General features: G+C 38.0%; 16 protein-coding genes. 11 read left to right on the top strand and 5 right to left on the bottom strand.

The features are described from left to right. Positions 1 to 8 precede the first annotated feature (8 nt). Genes CS889_RS06920 through CS889_RS06880 form a run of 9 tightly spaced genes read left to right on the top strand, consistent with a single transcriptional unit; the run spans position 9 to position 8,735 of the window. Positions 9 to 620 carry a hypothetical protein gene (locus CS889_RS06920; protein WP_002207876.1) on the top strand — a complete coding sequence of 204 codons (612 nt, stop codon included), beginning with the start codon at positions 9 to 11 and terminating at the stop codon, positions 618 to 620. Between the two features lie 3 nt (positions 621 to 623). After that, the gene (locus CS889_RS06915; protein WP_089087232.1) at positions 624 to 1,967 is read left to right on the top strand and encodes a UDP-N-acetylmuramoyl-L-alanyl-D-glutamate--2,6-diaminopimelate ligase; all 1,344 of its coding nucleotides are present in this window, start codon (positions 624 to 626) and stop codon (positions 1,965 to 1,967) included. A gap of 2 nt (positions 1,968 to 1,969) precedes the next feature. Continuing rightward, positions 1,970 to 2,920 carry a transaldolase gene (tal, locus tag CS889_RS06910; RefSeq protein ID WP_089087231.1) on the top strand — a complete coding sequence of 317 codons (951 nt, stop codon included), beginning with the start codon at positions 1,970 to 1,972 and terminating at the stop codon, positions 2,918 to 2,920. Positions 2,921 to 2,974: 54 nt separating this feature from the next. Beyond that, entirely contained in the window at positions 2,975 to 3,511 is a 537-nt protein-coding gene (locus CS889_RS06905) for a 50S ribosomal protein L25/general stress protein Ctc (RefSeq protein WP_000889317.1), read from the top strand. Between the two features lie 9 nt (positions 3,512 to 3,520). Continuing rightward, entirely contained in the window at positions 3,521 to 4,081 is a 561-nt protein-coding gene (gene pth, locus CS889_RS06900; RefSeq protein ID WP_089087230.1) for an aminoacyl-tRNA hydrolase, read from the top strand. 9 nt (positions 4,082 to 4,090) lie between these two features. Further along, positions 4,091 to 5,158, top strand: coding sequence for an LptF/LptG family permease (locus tag CS889_RS06895; RefSeq protein WP_089087229.1), 1,068 nt, complete (start codon positions 4,091 to 4,093; stop codon positions 5,156 to 5,158). Between the two features lie 57 nt (positions 5,159 to 5,215). Beyond that, positions 5,216 to 6,217 (top strand): DNA adenine methylase, encoded by a 1,002-nt coding sequence (locus tag CS889_RS06890; protein WP_000439378.1) that lies wholly within the window; start codon positions 5,216 to 5,218, stop codon positions 6,215 to 6,217. A gap of 50 nt (positions 6,218 to 6,267) precedes the next feature. After that, on the top strand, positions 6,268 to 7,122 hold the full coding sequence (locus CS889_RS06885; protein WP_001894910.1) for a Dam family site-specific DNA-(adenine-N6)-methyltransferase: 855 nt from the start codon (positions 6,268 to 6,270) through the stop codon (positions 7,120 to 7,122). Beyond that, positions 7,119 to 8,735: an AlwI family type II restriction endonuclease gene (locus tag CS889_RS06880; RefSeq protein ID WP_089087228.1), complete on the top strand. Its 1,617-nt coding sequence runs from the start codon at positions 7,119 to 7,121 to the stop codon at positions 8,733 to 8,735. Before CS889_RS06885 ends, CS889_RS06880 begins: the two co-directional genes overlap by 4 nt. A gap of 60 nt (positions 8,736 to 8,795) precedes the next feature. On the opposite strand, the gene CS889_RS06875 is transcribed toward CS889_RS06880, so the two are convergent. Then, entirely contained in the window at positions 8,796 to 9,959 is a 1,164-nt protein-coding gene (locus CS889_RS06875) for an outer membrane protein (RefSeq protein ID WP_172825158.1), read from the bottom strand. Positions 9,960 to 10,140: 181 nt separating this feature from the next. On the opposite strand from CS889_RS06875, the gene CS889_RS06870 reads away from it, so the two are divergent. Further along, on the top strand, positions 10,141 to 10,578 hold the full coding sequence (locus CS889_RS06870; protein WP_000338919.1) for a CopD family copper resistance protein: 438 nt from the start codon (positions 10,141 to 10,143) through the stop codon (positions 10,576 to 10,578). Here the strand turns inward: CS889_RS06870 and CS889_RS06865 are convergent. From CS889_RS06865 to gltS, 4 genes are read right to left on the bottom strand one after another with little or no spacing between them, the layout of a single operon-like run. Next, complete coding sequence (locus CS889_RS06865; protein WP_089087226.1) at positions 10,575 to 12,926, bottom strand: heavy metal translocating P-type ATPase; 2,352 nt, start codon at positions 12,924 to 12,926, stop codon at positions 10,575 to 10,577. The two genes, CS889_RS06870 and CS889_RS06865, sit on opposite strands and share 4 nt — an antisense overlap. A 23-nt stretch (positions 12,927 to 12,949) precedes the next feature. Next, positions 12,950 to 13,666, bottom strand: coding sequence for a tRNA1(Val) (adenine(37)-N6)-methyltransferase (locus CS889_RS06860; protein WP_089087225.1), 717 nt, complete (start codon positions 13,664 to 13,666; stop codon positions 12,950 to 12,952). After that, positions 13,648 to 14,682, bottom strand: coding sequence for a dihydrofolate reductase family protein (locus tag CS889_RS06855; RefSeq protein WP_089087224.1), 1,035 nt, complete (start codon positions 14,680 to 14,682; stop codon positions 13,648 to 13,650). The genes CS889_RS06860 and CS889_RS06855 overlap by 19 nt, the downstream gene beginning before the upstream one ends. Next, a complete protein-coding gene (gene gltS / locus CS889_RS06850) occupies positions 14,679 to 15,905 on the bottom strand; it encodes a sodium/glutamate symporter (RefSeq protein ID WP_001156021.1) in 1,227 nt (408 codons plus the stop codon). Before gltS ends, CS889_RS06855 begins: the two co-directional genes overlap by 4 nt. An 86-nt stretch (positions 15,906 to 15,991) precedes the next feature. Here gltS and CS889_RS06845 point away from each other — a divergent pair, with 86 nt between their 5' ends. Continuing rightward, positions 15,992 to 17,191 carry a saccharopine dehydrogenase family protein gene (locus CS889_RS06845; protein ID WP_025445597.1) on the top strand — a complete coding sequence of 400 codons (1,200 nt, stop codon included), beginning with the start codon at positions 15,992 to 15,994 and terminating at the stop codon, positions 17,189 to 17,191. The last annotated feature ends 7 nt before the right edge of the window (positions 17,192 to 17,198 follow it).

Genomic DNA, 17,198 nt, shown 5'->3' with positions numbered 1-17,198 from the left:
GATTAGGCATGCAAAAGTTTGATTATGAATTTAAAAAGCGAGCGTTGATTAAAGATGGCTTTTTAGCGTTCAAGCAAGCCCATTACGCTGAAGCGTTGCGCCTTTTTTCTGAAGTTTTGTTTTTGGATAAAGACAACCAAAAAGCCAAAGTGGGGGCGTTATTAAGCGACATCGCTAAGGATTTCCCTAAAGAAGCCCATAGCTTTTATGAATTGTATCAAAGCCTGATCGCTATGCAAAAACGGAGTTTAAAAAACCAGGCTGAAGAGCAGATCACCGCTTTGATCGCTTCTTTTGATGAGGGGCTAAACCAAATGGCTGAAAAGATTGATGCGCAAATTTCTCAAAAAGGCGAGGAATTGAATGGCATTTTGTATGCGGATTTCAAACGCTTGAGCTTGGAGCGTGGCTTTAAGGAAGCGTTTGAAGATTTGATGTTCAGCTCTAGGGTGATTTTTGACAATAAAGAGGATTTTTATGAATTTTTGAAAGAATTGAACCATTATGGCTATTATGAATTAGCGGTAAATTACATTGAAAACATGCATGAAGATTCTTTTATTTACGATAAATTTTTGCGTTCTCTTTTAGAAGACGCCCTCAAATCCAATAAGGCTTAAAGAATGAAGCTCAAAAAAACCCTAACTTATCAAAACCACGCCTATTCTTTTTTAAGCGATAACACGCATGAAGTTTTAGAAAACCCCAAAGAAATCCTTTTTGTCAAAACGCCTTTAAACGAAAAATACTCTCCTTTAATTGCAGAAAAAAACCTGGCTATTTTGGATTTTAACGAGCTTAAAAACTACTTTGATTTTAAGATTAAGATTGTAGGGATTACAGGCACTAATGGTAAAACGACCACAGCGAGCTTGATGTATTCCTTGCTCTTAGATTTGAATAAAAAGACCGCTCTTTTAGGCACAAGAGGGTTTTTTATCAACGATGAACGCATCAAAGAAAAGGGCTTGACTACGCCTACTCTTTTAGAGCTTTATAGCGATTTAGAAGAAGCGATTCGTTTAGGGTGCGAATACTTTATCATGGAGGTGAGCTCCCATGCGATCGTCCAAAAACGCATCGCTGGGCTTGATTTCGCTCTTAAAATTCTCACCAATATCACAAGCGATCATTTAGATTTCCATCAAAATATAGAAAATTACAGGGACGCTAAAAACAGCTTTTTTAAAGATGAAGGCTTGAAAGTGATTAACAGAGATGAAACAAACGCCCTTTTTAACCCCATTAACGCGCGCACTTACGCGCTGGATAAAAAAGCGCATTTGAACGTTCAAGCCTTTTCGCTCAACCCCTCCATTAGCGCGTCTTTATGCTACCAACAAGATTTAAGGGATCCTAATGTTAAAGAAACCGCCCTGATCCATTCCCCCCTTTTAGGGCGTTACAACCTTTATAATATTTTAGCGGGCGTTTTGGGGGTTAAATTACTCACTCAATTGCCTTTAGAAACGATCACGCCGTTATTAGAAAACTTTTATGGGGTGAAAGGGCGTTTGGAAATTGTGCATCCTAAACCTTTAGTGGTCGTGGATTTTGCCCACACAACAGACGGCATGCAACAAGTTTTTGAAAGCTTTAAAAATCAAAAAATCACCGCTCTTTTTGGAGCAGGGGGCGATAGGGATAAAACCAAGCGCCCTAAAATGGGAGCGATAGCGAGTTGTTACGCGCATCAAATCATCTTAACTTCAGACAACCCTAGAAGCGAAAACGAAGAAGACATCATTAAGGATATTTTAAAAGGCATCGGCGATTCTTCTAAAGTCATTGTAGAAAAAGACCGAAAAAAAGCCATTTTAAACGCTTTAGAAAATTTAAAAGACGATGAGGTGTTGTTGATTTTAGGCAAGGGCGATGAAAACACTCAAATCTTTAAAGACAAAACGATTTTTTTTAGCGACCAGGAAGTCGTTAAAGATTATTATCTCAATTTAAAACAAGGATAAACATGCAAGAATTTAGTTTGTGGTGCGATTTTATAGAAAGGGATTTTTTAGAAAACGATTTTTTAAAGCTCATCAATAAGGGGGCTATTTGCGGGGCGACGAGTAACCCTAGTTTGTTTTGTGAAGCGATCACAAAAAGCGCGTTTTATCAAGATGAAATCGCTAAACTCAAAGGCCAAAAAGCTAAAGAAATTTATGAAACTCTGGCGCTAAAGGATATTGTACAAGCTTCTAGCGCGTTAATGCCTTTATATGAAAAAGACCCTAATAATGGCTACATTAGCCTAGAAATTGACCCTTTTTTAGAAGATGATGCCATTAAAAGCATTGATGAAGCCAAGCGGTTGTTCAAAGCATTAAACCGCCCTAATGTGATGATTAAAGTCCCGGCGAGTGAAAGCGGTCTTGAAGTGATTAGCGCTTTGACTAAAGCCTCTATCCCCATTAATGTAACTTTAGTTTTTTCGCCTAAAATTGCTAGTGAAATCGCTCAAATCTTAGCCAAAGAAGCACAAAAAAGAGCGGTCATTAGCGTGTTTGTCTCACGATTTGACAAAGAAATAGACCCACTAGTGCCAAAAAACTTGCAAGCTCAAAGCGGGATCATGAACGCTACCGAATGCTATTACCAAATCAACCAACATGCCAATAAGCTAATAAGCACCCTTTTTGCGTCCACCGGCGTTAAATCCAACGCTTTAGCTAAAGATTACTATATTAAAGCGCTGTGTTTTAAAAACTCTATCAACACAGCCCCCCTAGACGCCCTAAACGCTTATTTGCTTGACCCAAACACCGAGTGTCAAACCCCTTTAAAAATCACAGAAATTGAAGCGTTTAAAAAAGAATTAAAAACGCACAACATTGATTTAGAAAACACCGCCCAAAAACTCCTTAAAGAAGGCTTGATAGCGTTCAAACAATCCTTTGAAAAGCTTTTAAGCAGTTTTTGATTTTTAAGGGTTTTTTGGATAGAATAAGCCCTTATTTTATTTTAAAGGATTGACATGTTAGAAGGCGTTATTAGAGAGAGTATTACTAAAGCTAACGCTAAAGCTTTAAAAAAAGATGGCTATCTAATCGCAAACGTTTATGGAAAGGGTATTGAAAACGTGAATTGCGCGTTCAAATTAAACCCTTTCATTAAATACCTTAAGGAAAAAAAGCATTTGATTTTCCCGGTGAAATTAGGGGATAAGACTTTTGAAGTCGTGGTTCAAGAATACCAAAAAAACCCCGTTACTAACGAACTTATCCATGTGGATTTACTCGCTGTTACTAAGGGCGTGAAGTCCAAGTTTAAAGTCCCCGTCAAACACCAAGGCACTCCAGTGGGCTTGAAAAATAAAGGGATTTTGATGCTCTCTAAAAAGCGTATCAGCGTGGAATGCGCTCCAGAGCATCTGCCCGATCACTACTTAGTGGATGTAGCCCCTTTAGACGTGAATGAGTCTATTTTGGTGCGCGATTTAGAAAAACACGACAATGTGAAGATCTTAGATCATGATTCTATCGCTGTGATCGGTGTGATTAAAGCGAAGTGATTTGAAGTTATGACGCTTTTAGTGGGTTTAGGCAACCCTACTTTGCGTTACGCTCACACCAGACACAACGCTGGTTTTGATATTTTAGATTCGCTCGTTAGCGAGTTGGATCTTTCTTTCACTTTTTCTTCCAAACACAACGCTTATTTGTGCGTTTATAAGGATTTTATCTTACTCAAGCCCCAAACTTACATGAATTTAAGCGGCGAGAGCGTTTTAAGCGTCAAAAATTTTTACAAACCCAAAGAGCTTTTAATTGTCCATGATGACTTGGATTTACCTTTAGGCGTTGTGAAATTTAAAAAGGGTGGGGGGAATGGGGGGCATAACGGCCTAAAATCCATTGATGCCTTATGTTCTAATTCTTATTACCGCTTGAGGGTGGGGATTTCTAAAGGGATCAATATCACTGAGCATGTGCTTTCAAAATTCTACAACAACGAAGAGCCTTTAAAAAACGCTGCGTTTGAACATGCCAAAAACGCCCTAAAATTTTTTATAGAAAGCCATGATTTTAACGCCATGCAAAATCGTTTCACGCTTAAAAAACCTTTACAAATAGAAAGTTAGGAGTTTAAAGTGCGTTTGTTTAGATTTGTAGGGTGGTATTATTTCAAATACTTTTTAATCGTGCTTTTGGCTTTGGAATTGTTTTTTGTAGGCATTGACAGCCTAAAATACGCCGATAAAATGCCTGATTCTGCGAACATGATCATTTTATTTTTCACCTATGATATTTTATTCGCGCTCAATTACACCTTGCCTATTTCCTTGCTTTTGGCGATGGTTTTATTTTATATCACCTTCATTAAATCCAACCAATACACCGCCCTGCTCTCCATTGGCTTTTCCAAACGCCAGATTTTAAGCCCTATTTTTTTGATTAGCTTGTTTTTCACGGCTGTTTATGTGGGGTTGAACGCCACTCCTTTTGTGTATATGGAAGAAAAAACGCAAAATTTGATCTATAAAGACAATTCTTTGAGCGTTTCAGAGCATTTGTTAGTGAAGTACAACGATGATTACGTGTATTTTGATAAGATTAATCCCTTATTGCAAAAAGCCCAAAATATCAAGGTTTTTCGCCTAAAAGATAAGACTTTGGAATCTTATGCTGAAGCTAAAGAAGCTTTTTTTGAAGACAAGTATTGGATCTTGCATGACACTACTATCTATGAGATGCCCTTAAGTTTTGAACTGGGCGCGAACGCTTTAAACACCACGCGTTTAGAAACCTTTAAAACGCTCAAAAATTTCCGCCCTAAAGTTTTAGACACCATTTACCAAAACAAGCCTGCGGTTTCTATCACAGACGCTCTTTTTTCCTTGCATGCTCTAGTGCGCCAAAACGCCGACACGAAAAAAGTGCGCTCGTTTTTGTATGTGTTTGCGATTTTGCCCTTTTTTGTGCCGTTTTTAAGCGTTTTGATCGCTTATTTTTCGCCCAGTCTCGCCCGCTATGAAAACCTGGCTCTTTTAGGGCTAAAGTTTATCATCATCACGCTCGTTGTTTGGGGGCTATTCTTTGCTTTGGGGAAGTTCAGCATTTCAGGGATACTCATTCCTGAAATAGGCGTGCTATCGCCCTTTTTCGTATTCTTAGCCCTCAGTCTTTGGTATTTTAAAAAACTTAATAAGAGATTGTGATTTTTTTAATCTTATATGTTACTAAGTGGTTTTATTCTCTTAATTCAAAGGTAACTAGTGGAAAGATTTAATCTAAAAAACCGCCGGTATATCGGCTCAAAAACCAAGCTCATAGAGTGGGTATTTAGGAATTTAAAATTAAATAATATCAAAAGCGTGTGCGATATTTTTGCCGGAAGTGGGGTAGTGGCTGGTCAATTTGCCACTATTTCTAATGTTAAAAATATTATTATAAATGATATTTTATTTTCTAATGAAGTCATTTATCATGCTTTTTTTAGGGGGCAAGACGCTGATTTTAAGGTGCTTGAAGAACTGAAAGAATATTATACTCAAGCTTTAAAGCTAGAAGAAAATTATTTTAGCCAACATTTTAGCGGCAAATTTTTCAGCTATAAAGATTGTGTCAAAATCGGTAGCATTAGAGAGCATATAGAAAGCTTGAATTTAGATAAATTAAATAAAGATATTTTATTAACAAGCTTGATTTATTCAATGGATAAGATAGCTAACACGGTAGGGCATTATGAAGCTTATAGGAAAAAAGAGATTTTGCAAGATAGATTTATTTTTGAACTTATTAGCCCTATAAAGCATGATAAAAATATCATGATAGAGAGAAAAGACGCTAACGAATTGGCTAAAACCTTAAAAATAGACTTAGTTTTTATTGACCCTCCATACAATTCAAGGCAATACAGCCGGTTTTATCATCTCTATGAAAACCTAGTGCAGTGGAAAAAACCCAAACTCTATGGAGCAGCTTTAAAGCCATCATGCGAGAACATGAGCGAATATTGTCGCTCTAATGCCAAGAAAGAATTGAGCGATTTAATTGAAAAACTAGATTGTAAAAGGATTGCTTTAACTTATAATAATACCTATAATTCTAAGTCTAGCTCTTCGCAAAATAAAATAGACTTTAAAGATTTAGTGGGAATTTTGAGTCAAAAAGGAAAATTAAGCGTTAAAGAAAAGGCTCATAGTTTTTTTAATTCAGGAAAAACTGATTTTAAAGAGCATAAAGAATTTTTATTTATAGTGGATGTGAAGCCTTGAAAAAAAGTATTCGTTCTCCCTTTTTCTATGTAGGGGATAAATATAAACTCATGCCACAGCTCAATAAGCTATTCCCAAATAACATTAATCAATTTATTGAGCCTTTTGTGGGTGGAGGTAGCGTGTTTTTAAACACCAAAGCTAAAAGATACTTAGCTAATGATATAGATACTAATATTATCAATTTACATAAAACTTTAAGCAAGTTCAACGCTTGTGAGCTTTTTGATGAATTGTCTAAAATCATCATTCATTATGGCTTGTCTTTCTCTTTTAAGGGGATTACAGCTCCTGATGAATTAAAAAAACAATATATAAAAACTTACTATGCTAAATACAATAAAATAGCTTATGAAAAACTAAGGGCTGATTTTAACTCCAATCAAAACAACATGCTCTATTTATATTTACTTTTAATTTATGGGTTTAATCACATGATTAGATTTAATTCTAAAGGGCTTTTTAATTTACCTGTGGGTAATGTAGATTTTAACGAAAATGTTTATAATGCCCTAAAAAACTACCTAGACTTCATGCAACAAAACACCATTATTTTTCATAATAATGATTATATTGATTTTCTTAACCATACTACCTATTTAAAAGATGATTATGTTTATTTTGACCCCCCTTATTTAATCTCCAATAGTGAATACAACAAGTTATGGGATAGCGATAATGAGATAGCCCTATATGGTGTTTTAGATAGCCTAGATAAAAAGGGAGTTTTATTTGGTATAACTAATCTTATTTATCACAAGGGAGAGACCAATTCTATTTTAAAAGAATGGGCTAAAAAATATTATATTTTTAATATCAAAAGTAATTATATCAGCTATAATGACAACACCATCAAAGAAGATAGTCAAGAAATCTTTGTAACTAATTATAGGCAATTATTATGACTAAAAAACCGGCACGAAAAATTTTAAGCTTTTCAACCACTATGCGAAACCCTAAAAGAATAGGACAATTTTTAGCTGTTTTAGAAAAGTTTGAAAATCAAATCCTTAAATCTTCAACGATTATGCAAATTATCAAATCCGTTTTGGCTCATAGGCTTTATAGACCTACTTCTATCAATCAAAATAAAGAATTGAAAGAAAAATTTGACTCCAATGAATATGTCTTTAGCGATGAAGAGTTAGAACGCATTATAGAAATATCCCCACAAAATCATAAAGAGATGGGTTTTGAGCATGGATGGGAAAGTCGGTTTGACACTTGGTATAAGCTTATGTGTGAGTTTGGGTTTTGCTACTATGCAAAATATGAGAAGATACTCATCAGCGATAGCGCTAAGATGCTTATTCTTGCTTATTATGATAAAGAAAACGATGCTTTTAAAGAAAGCGTTGATGAAAGCGTAGTTGGGGCTATATTTTTAAACGCTCTGTCTAAATATGAAGTGGGAAACCCTTACAAAAAGAACTTAAATCATAACAACCCTTTCAAATTATTGCTCTCGCTTTTAAAACGGCTCAAAAATGCCAATCTGACTCCTCTCTCTGTCAAAGAAATCCCTATCTTACTTTGTTGGAAAGATGATAACGCTAATGGGCTTTATGACTACATTATTCATTTAAGACAAGAAGTCGTTACTATCAATAAAACAGAATTCAGCTACTCAGATGAATTTATCTATGAAAAATGCCTAAATCTTTTAGAAAGTGTTAATAAAACACGATTTAAAATGAGCCAAATCACTAACGAAGCCGTTGATGAATACATTAGAAAAATGCGTATTACAGGACTTATTTCATTGCGTGGTAATGGTAGGTTTATTGATATTAATACTAATGAAAATAATAAAATAGATTACATTTTACAAACCCATAAGGCTTTTAAAGGGGATTATTTAAACGACACTCAAGCTAACAAACTCGCTTTTTTTAACTACATGTCAATCGTGGATAGCTTTCTTGTTAGCGTTACTCCAATCAGCACTAATGAGAGCGTTAAATCAAGCAAATTGAATGAACTAGCAAACACTTATACTAAAGATTTTATCAAGCAAGAATTACTCATTACTTGTAACAAGCAAGAATCAAAAGATAGTTTTTTAAGACTCATTGATAAGCCTTTACGCTTAGAATTTTTAAGCGCTATTTTCTTGAAACAACATTTTGAAAATTTAAGCGTGATGCCCAATTATAAAAGCGATGATGAAGGCTTGCCCGTATACACAGCAAGCGGTAATAAACCTGATATTGTAGCTATGGACACAAAAGCCCAAAGTTATATAGAAGTGAGCTTGATTAGGGATAGAAGTCAAAGTGCCTTGGAAATGATACCTATTGCCAGACATTTAAAAGAATTGATTAAAAATAGTGCTGATATTAGAGAGAAATTTAGTGTTTTTGTGGCTCCAAATATCCATGATGACGCCAAAGAATATGCGGAATTTGCCCATTTCAAAGATAATATTAATATACGCTGCTATGCTATCAATGATTTTATCAAAAAAGTAGAAAACAGCGCAGAGTTATTGCAACTCAATGACAACCCAAAAGCTTGACAAATCAAGCTTTCATATATAAGTATAAGCTATAAGCCTTACCCAAAAACCCTACCAAACTTAAAAAGTATAAACATAACGCAAATACATAGAATACTGACGGCGTAAGGTTTGGGTTAAGCTGAAATTGGTTTCTGCTCCGGTGATAGTGGTTGGTTGGCCATTCTCTAGCGGGCCTTGTTTTTTCGCTCTTATAGTAGTAGAGCCTTTGAAAAAGTGGTTAGGGAGCGTGGGGATTTTGATACCAAACTCAATGCCATGGTGTTCAAAAATATTGGTTCTAATGCCCACATTCACTAAAAATTGGAAAATCGTGTGATTCACTTTAGCGTTTAATTTTCCTGTGGTATAGACGCTGTTAGGGTTAATCCCCACATCACAACTCGCCGGCGTCGTGTCCCCGCATGTGATCGTGCCATCAGCGTTAGTCATGTAAGCGTCAGCGTCCGTATTGACGCCATAAACATACCCGTCCTTAAAATACCCCACACGATTATTAGTCCAAGTGTTACCCGCAAAATTCACGCCCACAAAAAACCCGGCTGTGGCTTTAGGCTTGTCTATAACGTTAAAAAGCATGTCTGTGCCAAAACCATAAGTATACATGTCTGCTTTTTGATCGCTCAAATAAAAGGGCGATATGGCGTTAGCGGCCCTAGAGTTAGAGAAATTGGTATGCCCGTAATCAAAAAAGCCATAATAACGCAACCCAAACCACCTTTTTTTACCCACAAAATGCTTATACCCTGTCATCACGCCTAGCCCATACATCGGCTGGTTACGGCCAGGAATGTCCTTATTGGTGCTAAGCATGGTGCGAGAAGTCCAATTGACCACGCAATTAGCTTTAGTATAGCCTGACGTTCCTGGAGTCCCTGAAGCCGGCTGACAGCCACCGGTCTGCCCATCAGGGACTTTACCATCATCATTGGCTGAAACATCGCCAAAAGGCACTTGAAACAACTCGCCGTTTTTATAAGCGTTGGTCTTTTGATCAGCCCTACCCACTTCCAGGCTAATCCCCACAAACGCGCCATTCTTTTCATGAGCATTTAAGGGGTTTGTCAGCCATAACGAACTCAAAAGAGCGCCTAAAATTACCGAGCCTTTTTTAGAAATATCTAAAGATTGAGCTATCAAAACAGATTCCTTACGATTAAAATTTTTACAAACCATTTTGCAATCTTGCATTCTATTTTTCTTCTTTGTCATAAAATTGAGCATCACTCTCTAGGGTCTCCGCTTAAGTGTTACTTTTTTAATTATTTTATTATAGCTAATTGCAATCTTAAAAGTCAAACGAAAACCGCCCCTAAAATTCCCATAATAATGGGCTACTTGACAATAAAATCCTTTTATAGTAGATTAAAAACTCTTTAATTTTCCCATGAATAAAGGATTTTAAATGGATGCGATTTATCCTTATGTGCTAGTTGTTCATTTATTGTGTGCCATTATTTTTATTGGCTACTTGTTTTTTGATATGGTAATTTTCCCCAATGTGAAGAAAATGTTTGGCGAAGAGTTTGCCAATAAAGCGAATACAGGAATCACTCAAAGAGCGATCAAAATCATGCCCTTATGCGTTTTAGGGCTTGTTTTAACAGGGGGCATGATGCTTAGTCAATACATGGGGGGCGATAAAGGCTGGTGTGAAACCCCTTTTCAAAAGATACTCATGCTTAAAGTGATCTTAGCGTTAAGCATTTTTCTTTTGGTGCTTTTTTCTTTATTATGTAAGTTTTTGGGTAAGAAAAACCCTATTGGCAAATACATCCACCCTATCGCTCTAACTTTTGGCTTTTTAATCGCTATTTTAGCCAAGACGATGTGGTTTGTTTAAGAGCGTTTCAACCTCAAAGAATTTAAAACCACTAAGAGCGAGCTACCACTCATGCTCAAACTCGCTATTAAAGGGTTGATGTATCCTAGCATAGCGACCGGGATTAAAACAGCGTTATAAATCAAACTCAAAACAATGTTTTGCAACACCACTTGATAGACTTTTTGAGCGTTATCAAACGCTTTTTCTAGCAAACTCAAATCCTCTTCTAAAAGTAAAATATCGCATGCGCTTTTACTCAAAGCGCTTTTTTCAAACCCCAAAGAAACGCTCGCTTGTTTCAAGGCTAGCGCGTCATTATTGCCATCGCCTATCATCGCGCACACGCCCTTATAAGAGCTGATGATTTGCGCCTTATCTTCAGGGGTCAAATGGGCATGATACTTAGAGATCCCTAATTTTTTCGTGCACTCCTTAACCGAGCTTTCATTATCCCCGCTTAAAATTTCTAATTCCAAGCCTTGATTTTGTAAAGCCTGAATGACTTCTTTAGCGTTAGCTTTCAAACGCTCTTCTAAAATGAATAACGCGTATAAAGTCTTATTTTTCGCAAAGCCTACCATGATATTAGCGCTCTCTTTAGTCTTTATACCAACCCCCATGGATTTTAAAAATTTCAAACTCCCCACTAGCAGGGTTTCGTTTTGATAATTCGCTTTCAGGCCATGAGCGAAAAACTCTATCTTTTCTAAATCAACCTCATCGCTATCTAGAGTTTTAAGAATCGCGCTATGGGCTAAATGCTCCCTGGTTTTTAAAAGGCTCTTTAAAAGCCTTTCATCAAATTCTTTATGAATGATTTTTTCTTTTAAAAGGACTTCTTTTTGCGTGAGGGTGCCGGTTTTGTCTATAAAGATTTTTTTCACTTTAGCCAGAGTTTCTAAAAATAACGCTTCTTTAAACACGATCAAAGGGTTTTTAAACACCCCTATCACTAACGCAATGGGCGTAGCCAGAGCGAACGCGCAAGGGCAGCTTATGACTAACACGCTAATACACACCATTAAAGCTTTTTCAAAATTACCCCCCAAACCAAATTGCCATAATAAAAAGCTCACAAAGGCTAAAAACAACACCGCTTTAGAAAAAATATCCGCAATTTGATTCGCGCTGCTCTCAATTAAGGGCTTTTCTAAAAAACTCTTTTTTAAAGTTTCTAACAAACTAGAAAGGCGTGAGTTTTGAAAAGTCGCGCTCACTTGATAGCTAAAAGGCACGCCCACATTCACATAACCCCCTAAAATTGGATCATTAACCCCCAATTCCAAAGGCTTAAACTCCCCGCTGATCAAAGACGCATCCACGCTCGCGCTATTTAAAAGCACGCCATCTAGCGCGATTTTAGCCCCGCTTGGCACCCAAACAACCGAGCCTATCGCCACATCTTTAGGGTGTTTTTCTATCTGCTTGCCATTTTCTACAACAATCACGCTATGGATTTCATGCGATTCTAGGGCCAAACATTTTTCATTCGCAAACAGCCTGGCTTTTAATTCCAAAAACTTAGAGCCAAAAACAAGCGTTAAAATCGTGCTGCTCGCTTCAAAATAAGTCTCTTGAGACACCAACATCGCATAAAGGGAATAAACAAACGCCGACAACGCCCCAAAAGACACGCTCAAATCCATGCCCAAAACGCCATTTTTTAGCCCATAAAACGCCCCTTTAATGAAAAAACGCCCCACCACCACTAGCACCAACAAGCTTAAAAAGAGCGATACGAGATCCAAATTCCTTTGCATGAGCTTATCCATGCCACTACCATAACTCGCGCTACCGTAGCTTGCGTATTTGGCAATGGCAATAAACATCAAATTCATGGTGGCAAAAAACCCCACGCTCAAAGTGAGCAAGTAGGAGCGTTGCTCTTTTTGGGCTTTTAAGGCGTAATTTTGCACATTATAAATTTTAGCCCCATAGCCCAAACTCTCAATTTTTTGAATAATCTCTTTAGGGTCTAAGGACTTCTCAAACACGATTTGTAAATGGTGGGTGGTGAAATTCACGCTCACTTTTTTAACCCCCTTCAAGCGCTCTAAAACCTTTTGATTGAGCCACAAGCAAGCGTTACAATGCGTTTTTTCTAGTAAAAGATTGAGGATAAAATCGCCCTTATTGTTTTCTTCAAGGGCTTGTTCTAATTCCAAAGCACTCATTGAATCTTGGGGCGTTACGGGGGCTAAAGTGGAATCGTTTAACTTGTCATAAAAGCTCTCTAAATTCAAATCTAACAACAACGCATACACCCTAGCGCACCCCGTGCAGCAAAAATATAATTCTTTATGATTAATGGTCTCTTTAAAAAGCTCACTTTCTTTAAACTCCAACTGGCAATGCGAACATTTCATTTTTAATCCTTAATTTAAGGGCGCTAATTGAGAAGCGCTTTGATAGAATAAGTGTTACAAATTTGATAGATGCTTAAAACTTCTTTGGTGTTGTCGCTTTGGTTTTTGGAATTGTGCGTGATTAAAGGGGGCAGAACTTTTAGAGCACTTTTGGAATTATTCCTAGCCGCTCCAAGCATCAAATGGGCGTTTTTGTCTTTAAAACTTTGGACAAACCTTAAAGTTTCTAGCGTGAGTTTAACGCTTTTTAAGCTCTCTATTACCAAGCAAAGCGACAAGGCTTCATAGCAAAAAATAAAATACCCTTTAGGTTTCAGGCATTTTTTCACTTTAGCCGCTAAAGAAGCGAAGTCTAATTCGCTCTGGTGCCTCGCATGCCCTTTAATTTGAGATTTAATAGAGCCTAAAGCATAAAAAGGAGGGTTGCACACAATCGCATCATACAAAATCGGAGGGTTGAAGTCTAAAAAATCGCTCTCAAACGCTTGAGCGTTAGGGAATTTAAGGGCGTTTTTTTGGGAGCAAAACGCCATTTTACTATCCTTTTCCACTAAATGAACGCTCGCTAGTGGGTTGTCTCTAGCGCAGAGTAAGCCTAAAATCCCACACCCTGAGCCTATGTCTAAAATCGCGCCGCTATTTTTGATAAAAGGGCGTGAAAAATCGTATAAAAAAAGCGAATCGCTATTGTAAGAATAAGCGTTTAAGGGCTGGTATAATCTTAAGAGTTTTCTATCCATAAAAGGGCTTCATTTTCTAAGATTTGCGCATGCAACAACCGCCCCTTAAAAGGGGTTTTTAAAGCGAGCGTATTAAACGCTTCGCTAACCATAGACGCATGCGAATGCAAAAGCAACGCATCAATTTTATCCCTCAAGCTCTCAAACAATCCCCACCCCCCTTCAATGAAATTAAACCCTTTCTCTAGGGGTAAATCTTTAGGGTCATGGAAAGTGTTAACCAAACGATTGGGTACTGAAAAGACTTTTGAATTGGGGCTAATTGAGCGCTTGGATAAAATAGCGATATTGGGGTTTTTATTGTGATAAAAGCTATCGCAAAAGCGGGTGTCTAATAAGGGGTTGTCCGTTCTTATGGTTTTCCCAGAAATGATGAGAGTGTCGCATACCGCTCGCTGGTTGTGCGTGAAAATCACGCTTTTTTGCCCGGTGATCTTGCCATGATGATAATCCCCATTCATCCTTAAAGCGAGTTTGAACAAATTAAAACGCCCCCTTTGTTCCATTATCCTAAAAGGCAAGAGCAAATTTTTAGCCTTGTTTTCTAAATTGCGGCAAATCATTGTTTCAATGTGAGCCTTTTTTAGCCTTTCTAACCCCCCTTTTTTCGCTTCGTTTTCTTCTGCGGCAATGACCGCTCTTTTAGGTTTTAAAACTTCTAACAATCCGCTGCACGCCGGGGTTTTGCCATAAGAATTGCATGGCTCTAAGGTGATTAAAAAAACGCAGTCTTTAAAGGCGTTATCGTGGCGCGTTTTTAAAAAATCGCTTAAAATTTTAGGGTCTTCTAACTTTTCTAAATCGCTTTTTAAACTAGGGCGTAAAATCTTTAACGCCGATTTAGCAGCCAAGACTTCTGCATGCGGGGTTTTGGCTTTTTTATGGGTTTCTAAACTCAAGATCTCATGGTTTTTATCTAACACCATGCAAGCCACGCTTGGGTTTTCTAAGGCTAGGGTTTGATATTCCCACGCCTTATTCAAGCAAGTTTCTAATAAACTTTCATAAAGTCTCATGACGGGAAAAAAGGCAAAAGCAAAAAGCCTTTAATCGCTAAAGCGTTAATAATATCAACAAAAAACGCCCCCACTAAAGGCACGACGATAAACGCTACATGCGATGGCCCATAGTGGTTGGTGATGGTTTGCATATTCACCATAGCCGTTGGGGTCGCTCCAAGTCCAAAACCGCAATGCCCCGCGCACAACACCGCCGCATCATAATCCTTCCCGCATACCCTAAAGGTTACAAGCACCACATAAAGGATCATAAACACCACTTGAACGCTCAAAATAACCGCTAATGGCACAGCGAGTTTTAACAATTCCAATAAATTCACGCTCATTAAAGCGTAGGCTAAAAACAGACTCAAGCTCACGTTCCCTATAACTGAAACCTCTCTGTCAAACACGCTATGGATCTTAAAAAACGACAAAGCGTTTCTTAAAATAACCCCCACAAACAAGCACCACACAAAAGTCGGCAAAGTGAAACTTTTAGGCATCAGATGCGATAAAAAAGTCCCCACTAATAAAGCGATCGCAATTAAAGCTAAAGTTTCCACAAAACTGGATGCGGTGATTAGGCGCTGCTCTTTAGGGGTTTCAAAACCTTTAGACACCACGCCCTCTAAAGTGTCTTTTTCTTTAGTGTCTTTAGGCTCTAGTTTGTATTTAGAAATCAAATACTTAGCGACAGGCCCTCCAATAATCCCTCCGCTCACCAAGCCAAAAGTCGCGCACGCCATGCCCACTTCCAAGCTAGAGCTAAAATTATAAGGTGGTTGGGTGAAAAAATTAGCCCATGCCGCGCTAGTGCCATGCCCACCCACTAAAGCGATCGATCCCCCTAAAAGCCCCATTAAAGGATTGACCCCTAAAAGGCTGGCGATAGAAATCCCCACTGCATTTTGGCACACCACAAACCCCGCCACAGCCAGCAAAAAAACCGCAAGCATTTTCCCGCCTTTTTGTAAAGATTTGAAATCCGCACTCAAACCAATGGTGATAAAAAAAGTCAGCATTAAAGGATCTTTTAAAGAAGAATCAAACTGCAAGCCAAAATGATAAAATTGACGCGCTAACATGATAAAAAAAGCGACTAAAACACCGCCCACAACAGGCTCTGGAATATCATAATCTCGTAAAAACTTGACTTTAGAAATCACATAACGCCCCAAGAGTAACACTAAAACCATGCACACCAAAGTGGCATAAATATCCAACTTAATTTCTTGCAAGCCTGCATCCTTAATTAATCAAATTTATCTTATTATAATATAATACCCCCCTAAAAGAACGAGATTAGTTAGAAAGTAGGTGTTCCTTGCATACAGTATTACAAATTGGAGCTGGTGGCGTAGGCAGTGTCGTAGCACACAAAATGGGCATGAACAGGGATGTGTTTAAAAATATCATTTTGGCGAGCAGGAGCTTAGACAAATGCCATGCGATTAAAGAAAGCATGCTCAAAAAGGGTTTGGGGGAAATTGGCGTTGAACAAGTGGATGCAGACAATACGCAAGCCTTAGTTGCTTTAATCCAAAAATACAAGCCTAAAGTCGTTGTTAATGTGGCTTTACCCTATCAGGATTTAACGATCATGCAAGCATGTTTAGAGACTAAAACGCATTACATTGATACCGCCAATTACGAGCACCCGGATTTAGCGAAGTTTGAATACAAAGAGCAATGGGCGTTTGATAGGGCCTATAAAGAAGCAGGGATTTTAGGGATTTTGGGGGCTGGGTTTGATCCAGGCGTTACGAACGCTTATGTCGCTCACGCTCAAAGACACCATTTTGACACTATCCACACTTTAGATATTTTAGATTGCAACGCTGGGGATCACAAACGCCCTTTTGCCACGAATTTTAACCCTGAAATCAATTTAAGGGAAGTCAGCTCTAAAGGGCGTTATTATGAAAATGGCAAATGGATTGAAACTAAGCCTTTAGAAATCAAGCAAGTGTGGGCTTACCCGCAGATTGGCGAAATGGATTCGTATCTTTTATACCATGAAGAATTGGAATCGTTAGTCAAAAACGTTAAAGGCTTGAGGAGGGCGAGGTTTTTTATGACTTTCTCTCAAAATTATTTAACCCACATGAAATGCTTGGAAAATGTCGGCATGCTAGGCATTAAAGAAATAGAGCATCAGGGCGTAAAAATCGTGCCGATACAATTTTTAAAAACCTTACTCCCTGATCCAGCGTCCTTAGCTAAAGACACTACCGGCAAAACCAATATCGGGTGCTATATGACTGGCATTAAAAACAACCAAGACAAAACGCTCTACATTTACAATGTGTGCGATCACAAAAAATGCTATGAAGAAGTGGGTTCGCAAGCCATAAGCTACACCACCGGCGTGCCGGCGATGTGCGCGGCTAAAATGATTTGCAACGACACTTGGAGCGTGGAGCATTTTAAAGCCGGGGTGTTTAACGTAGAAGAATTAAACACCGATCCTTTCATGGAAGAATTGATCAAACAAGGCTTGCCTTATGAAGTGATTGAGCGCTAGTTTTAGG

Origin of the sequence: Helicobacter pylori, assembly GCF_900120335.1 — a bacterium.
GTDB lineage: Bacteria > Campylobacterota > Campylobacteria > Campylobacterales > Helicobacteraceae > Helicobacter > Helicobacter pylori_BU.
The sequence above is the reverse complement of the archived record's forward strand: the minus strand, read 5'-3'. Positions and strand labels throughout refer to the sequence as shown.

Coding starts and splice junctions, on each gene's coding strand:
- CS889_RS06920 (WP_002207876.1), top strand. CDS start 9: ATGCAAAAGTTTGATTATGAATTTAAAAAGCGAGCGTTGATTAAAGAT.
- CS889_RS06915 (WP_089087232.1), top strand. CDS start 624: ATGAAGCTCAAAAAAACCCTAACTTATCAAAACCACGCCTATTCTTTT.
- tal (WP_089087231.1), top strand. CDS start 1,970: ATGCAAGAATTTAGTTTGTGGTGCGATTTTATAGAAAGGGATTTTTTA.
- CS889_RS06905 (WP_000889317.1), top strand. CDS start 2,975: ATGTTAGAAGGCGTTATTAGAGAGAGTATTACTAAAGCTAACGCTAAA.
- pth (WP_089087230.1), top strand. CDS start 3,521: ATGACGCTTTTAGTGGGTTTAGGCAACCCTACTTTGCGTTACGCTCAC.
- CS889_RS06885 (WP_001894910.1), top strand. CDS start 6,268: ATGCCACAGCTCAATAAGCTATTCCCAAATAACATTAATCAATTTATT.
- CS889_RS06880 (WP_089087228.1), top strand. CDS start 7,119: ATGACTAAAAAACCGGCACGAAAAATTTTAAGCTTTTCAACCACTATG.
- CS889_RS06875 (WP_172825158.1), bottom strand. CDS start 9,959: ATGCTCAATTTTATGACAAAGAAGAAAAATAGAATGCAAGATTGCAAA.
- CS889_RS06870 (WP_000338919.1), top strand. CDS start 10,141: ATGGATGCGATTTATCCTTATGTGCTAGTTGTTCATTTATTGTGTGCC.
- CS889_RS06865 (WP_089087226.1), bottom strand. CDS start 12,926: ATGAAATGTTCGCATTGCCAGTTGGAGTTTAAAGAAAGTGAGCTTTTT.
- CS889_RS06860 (WP_089087225.1), bottom strand. CDS start 13,666: ATGGATAGAAAACTCTTAAGATTATACCAGCCCTTAAACGCTTATTCT.
- CS889_RS06855 (WP_089087224.1), bottom strand. CDS start 14,682: ATGAGACTTTATGAAAGTTTATTAGAAACTTGCTTGAATAAGGCGTGG.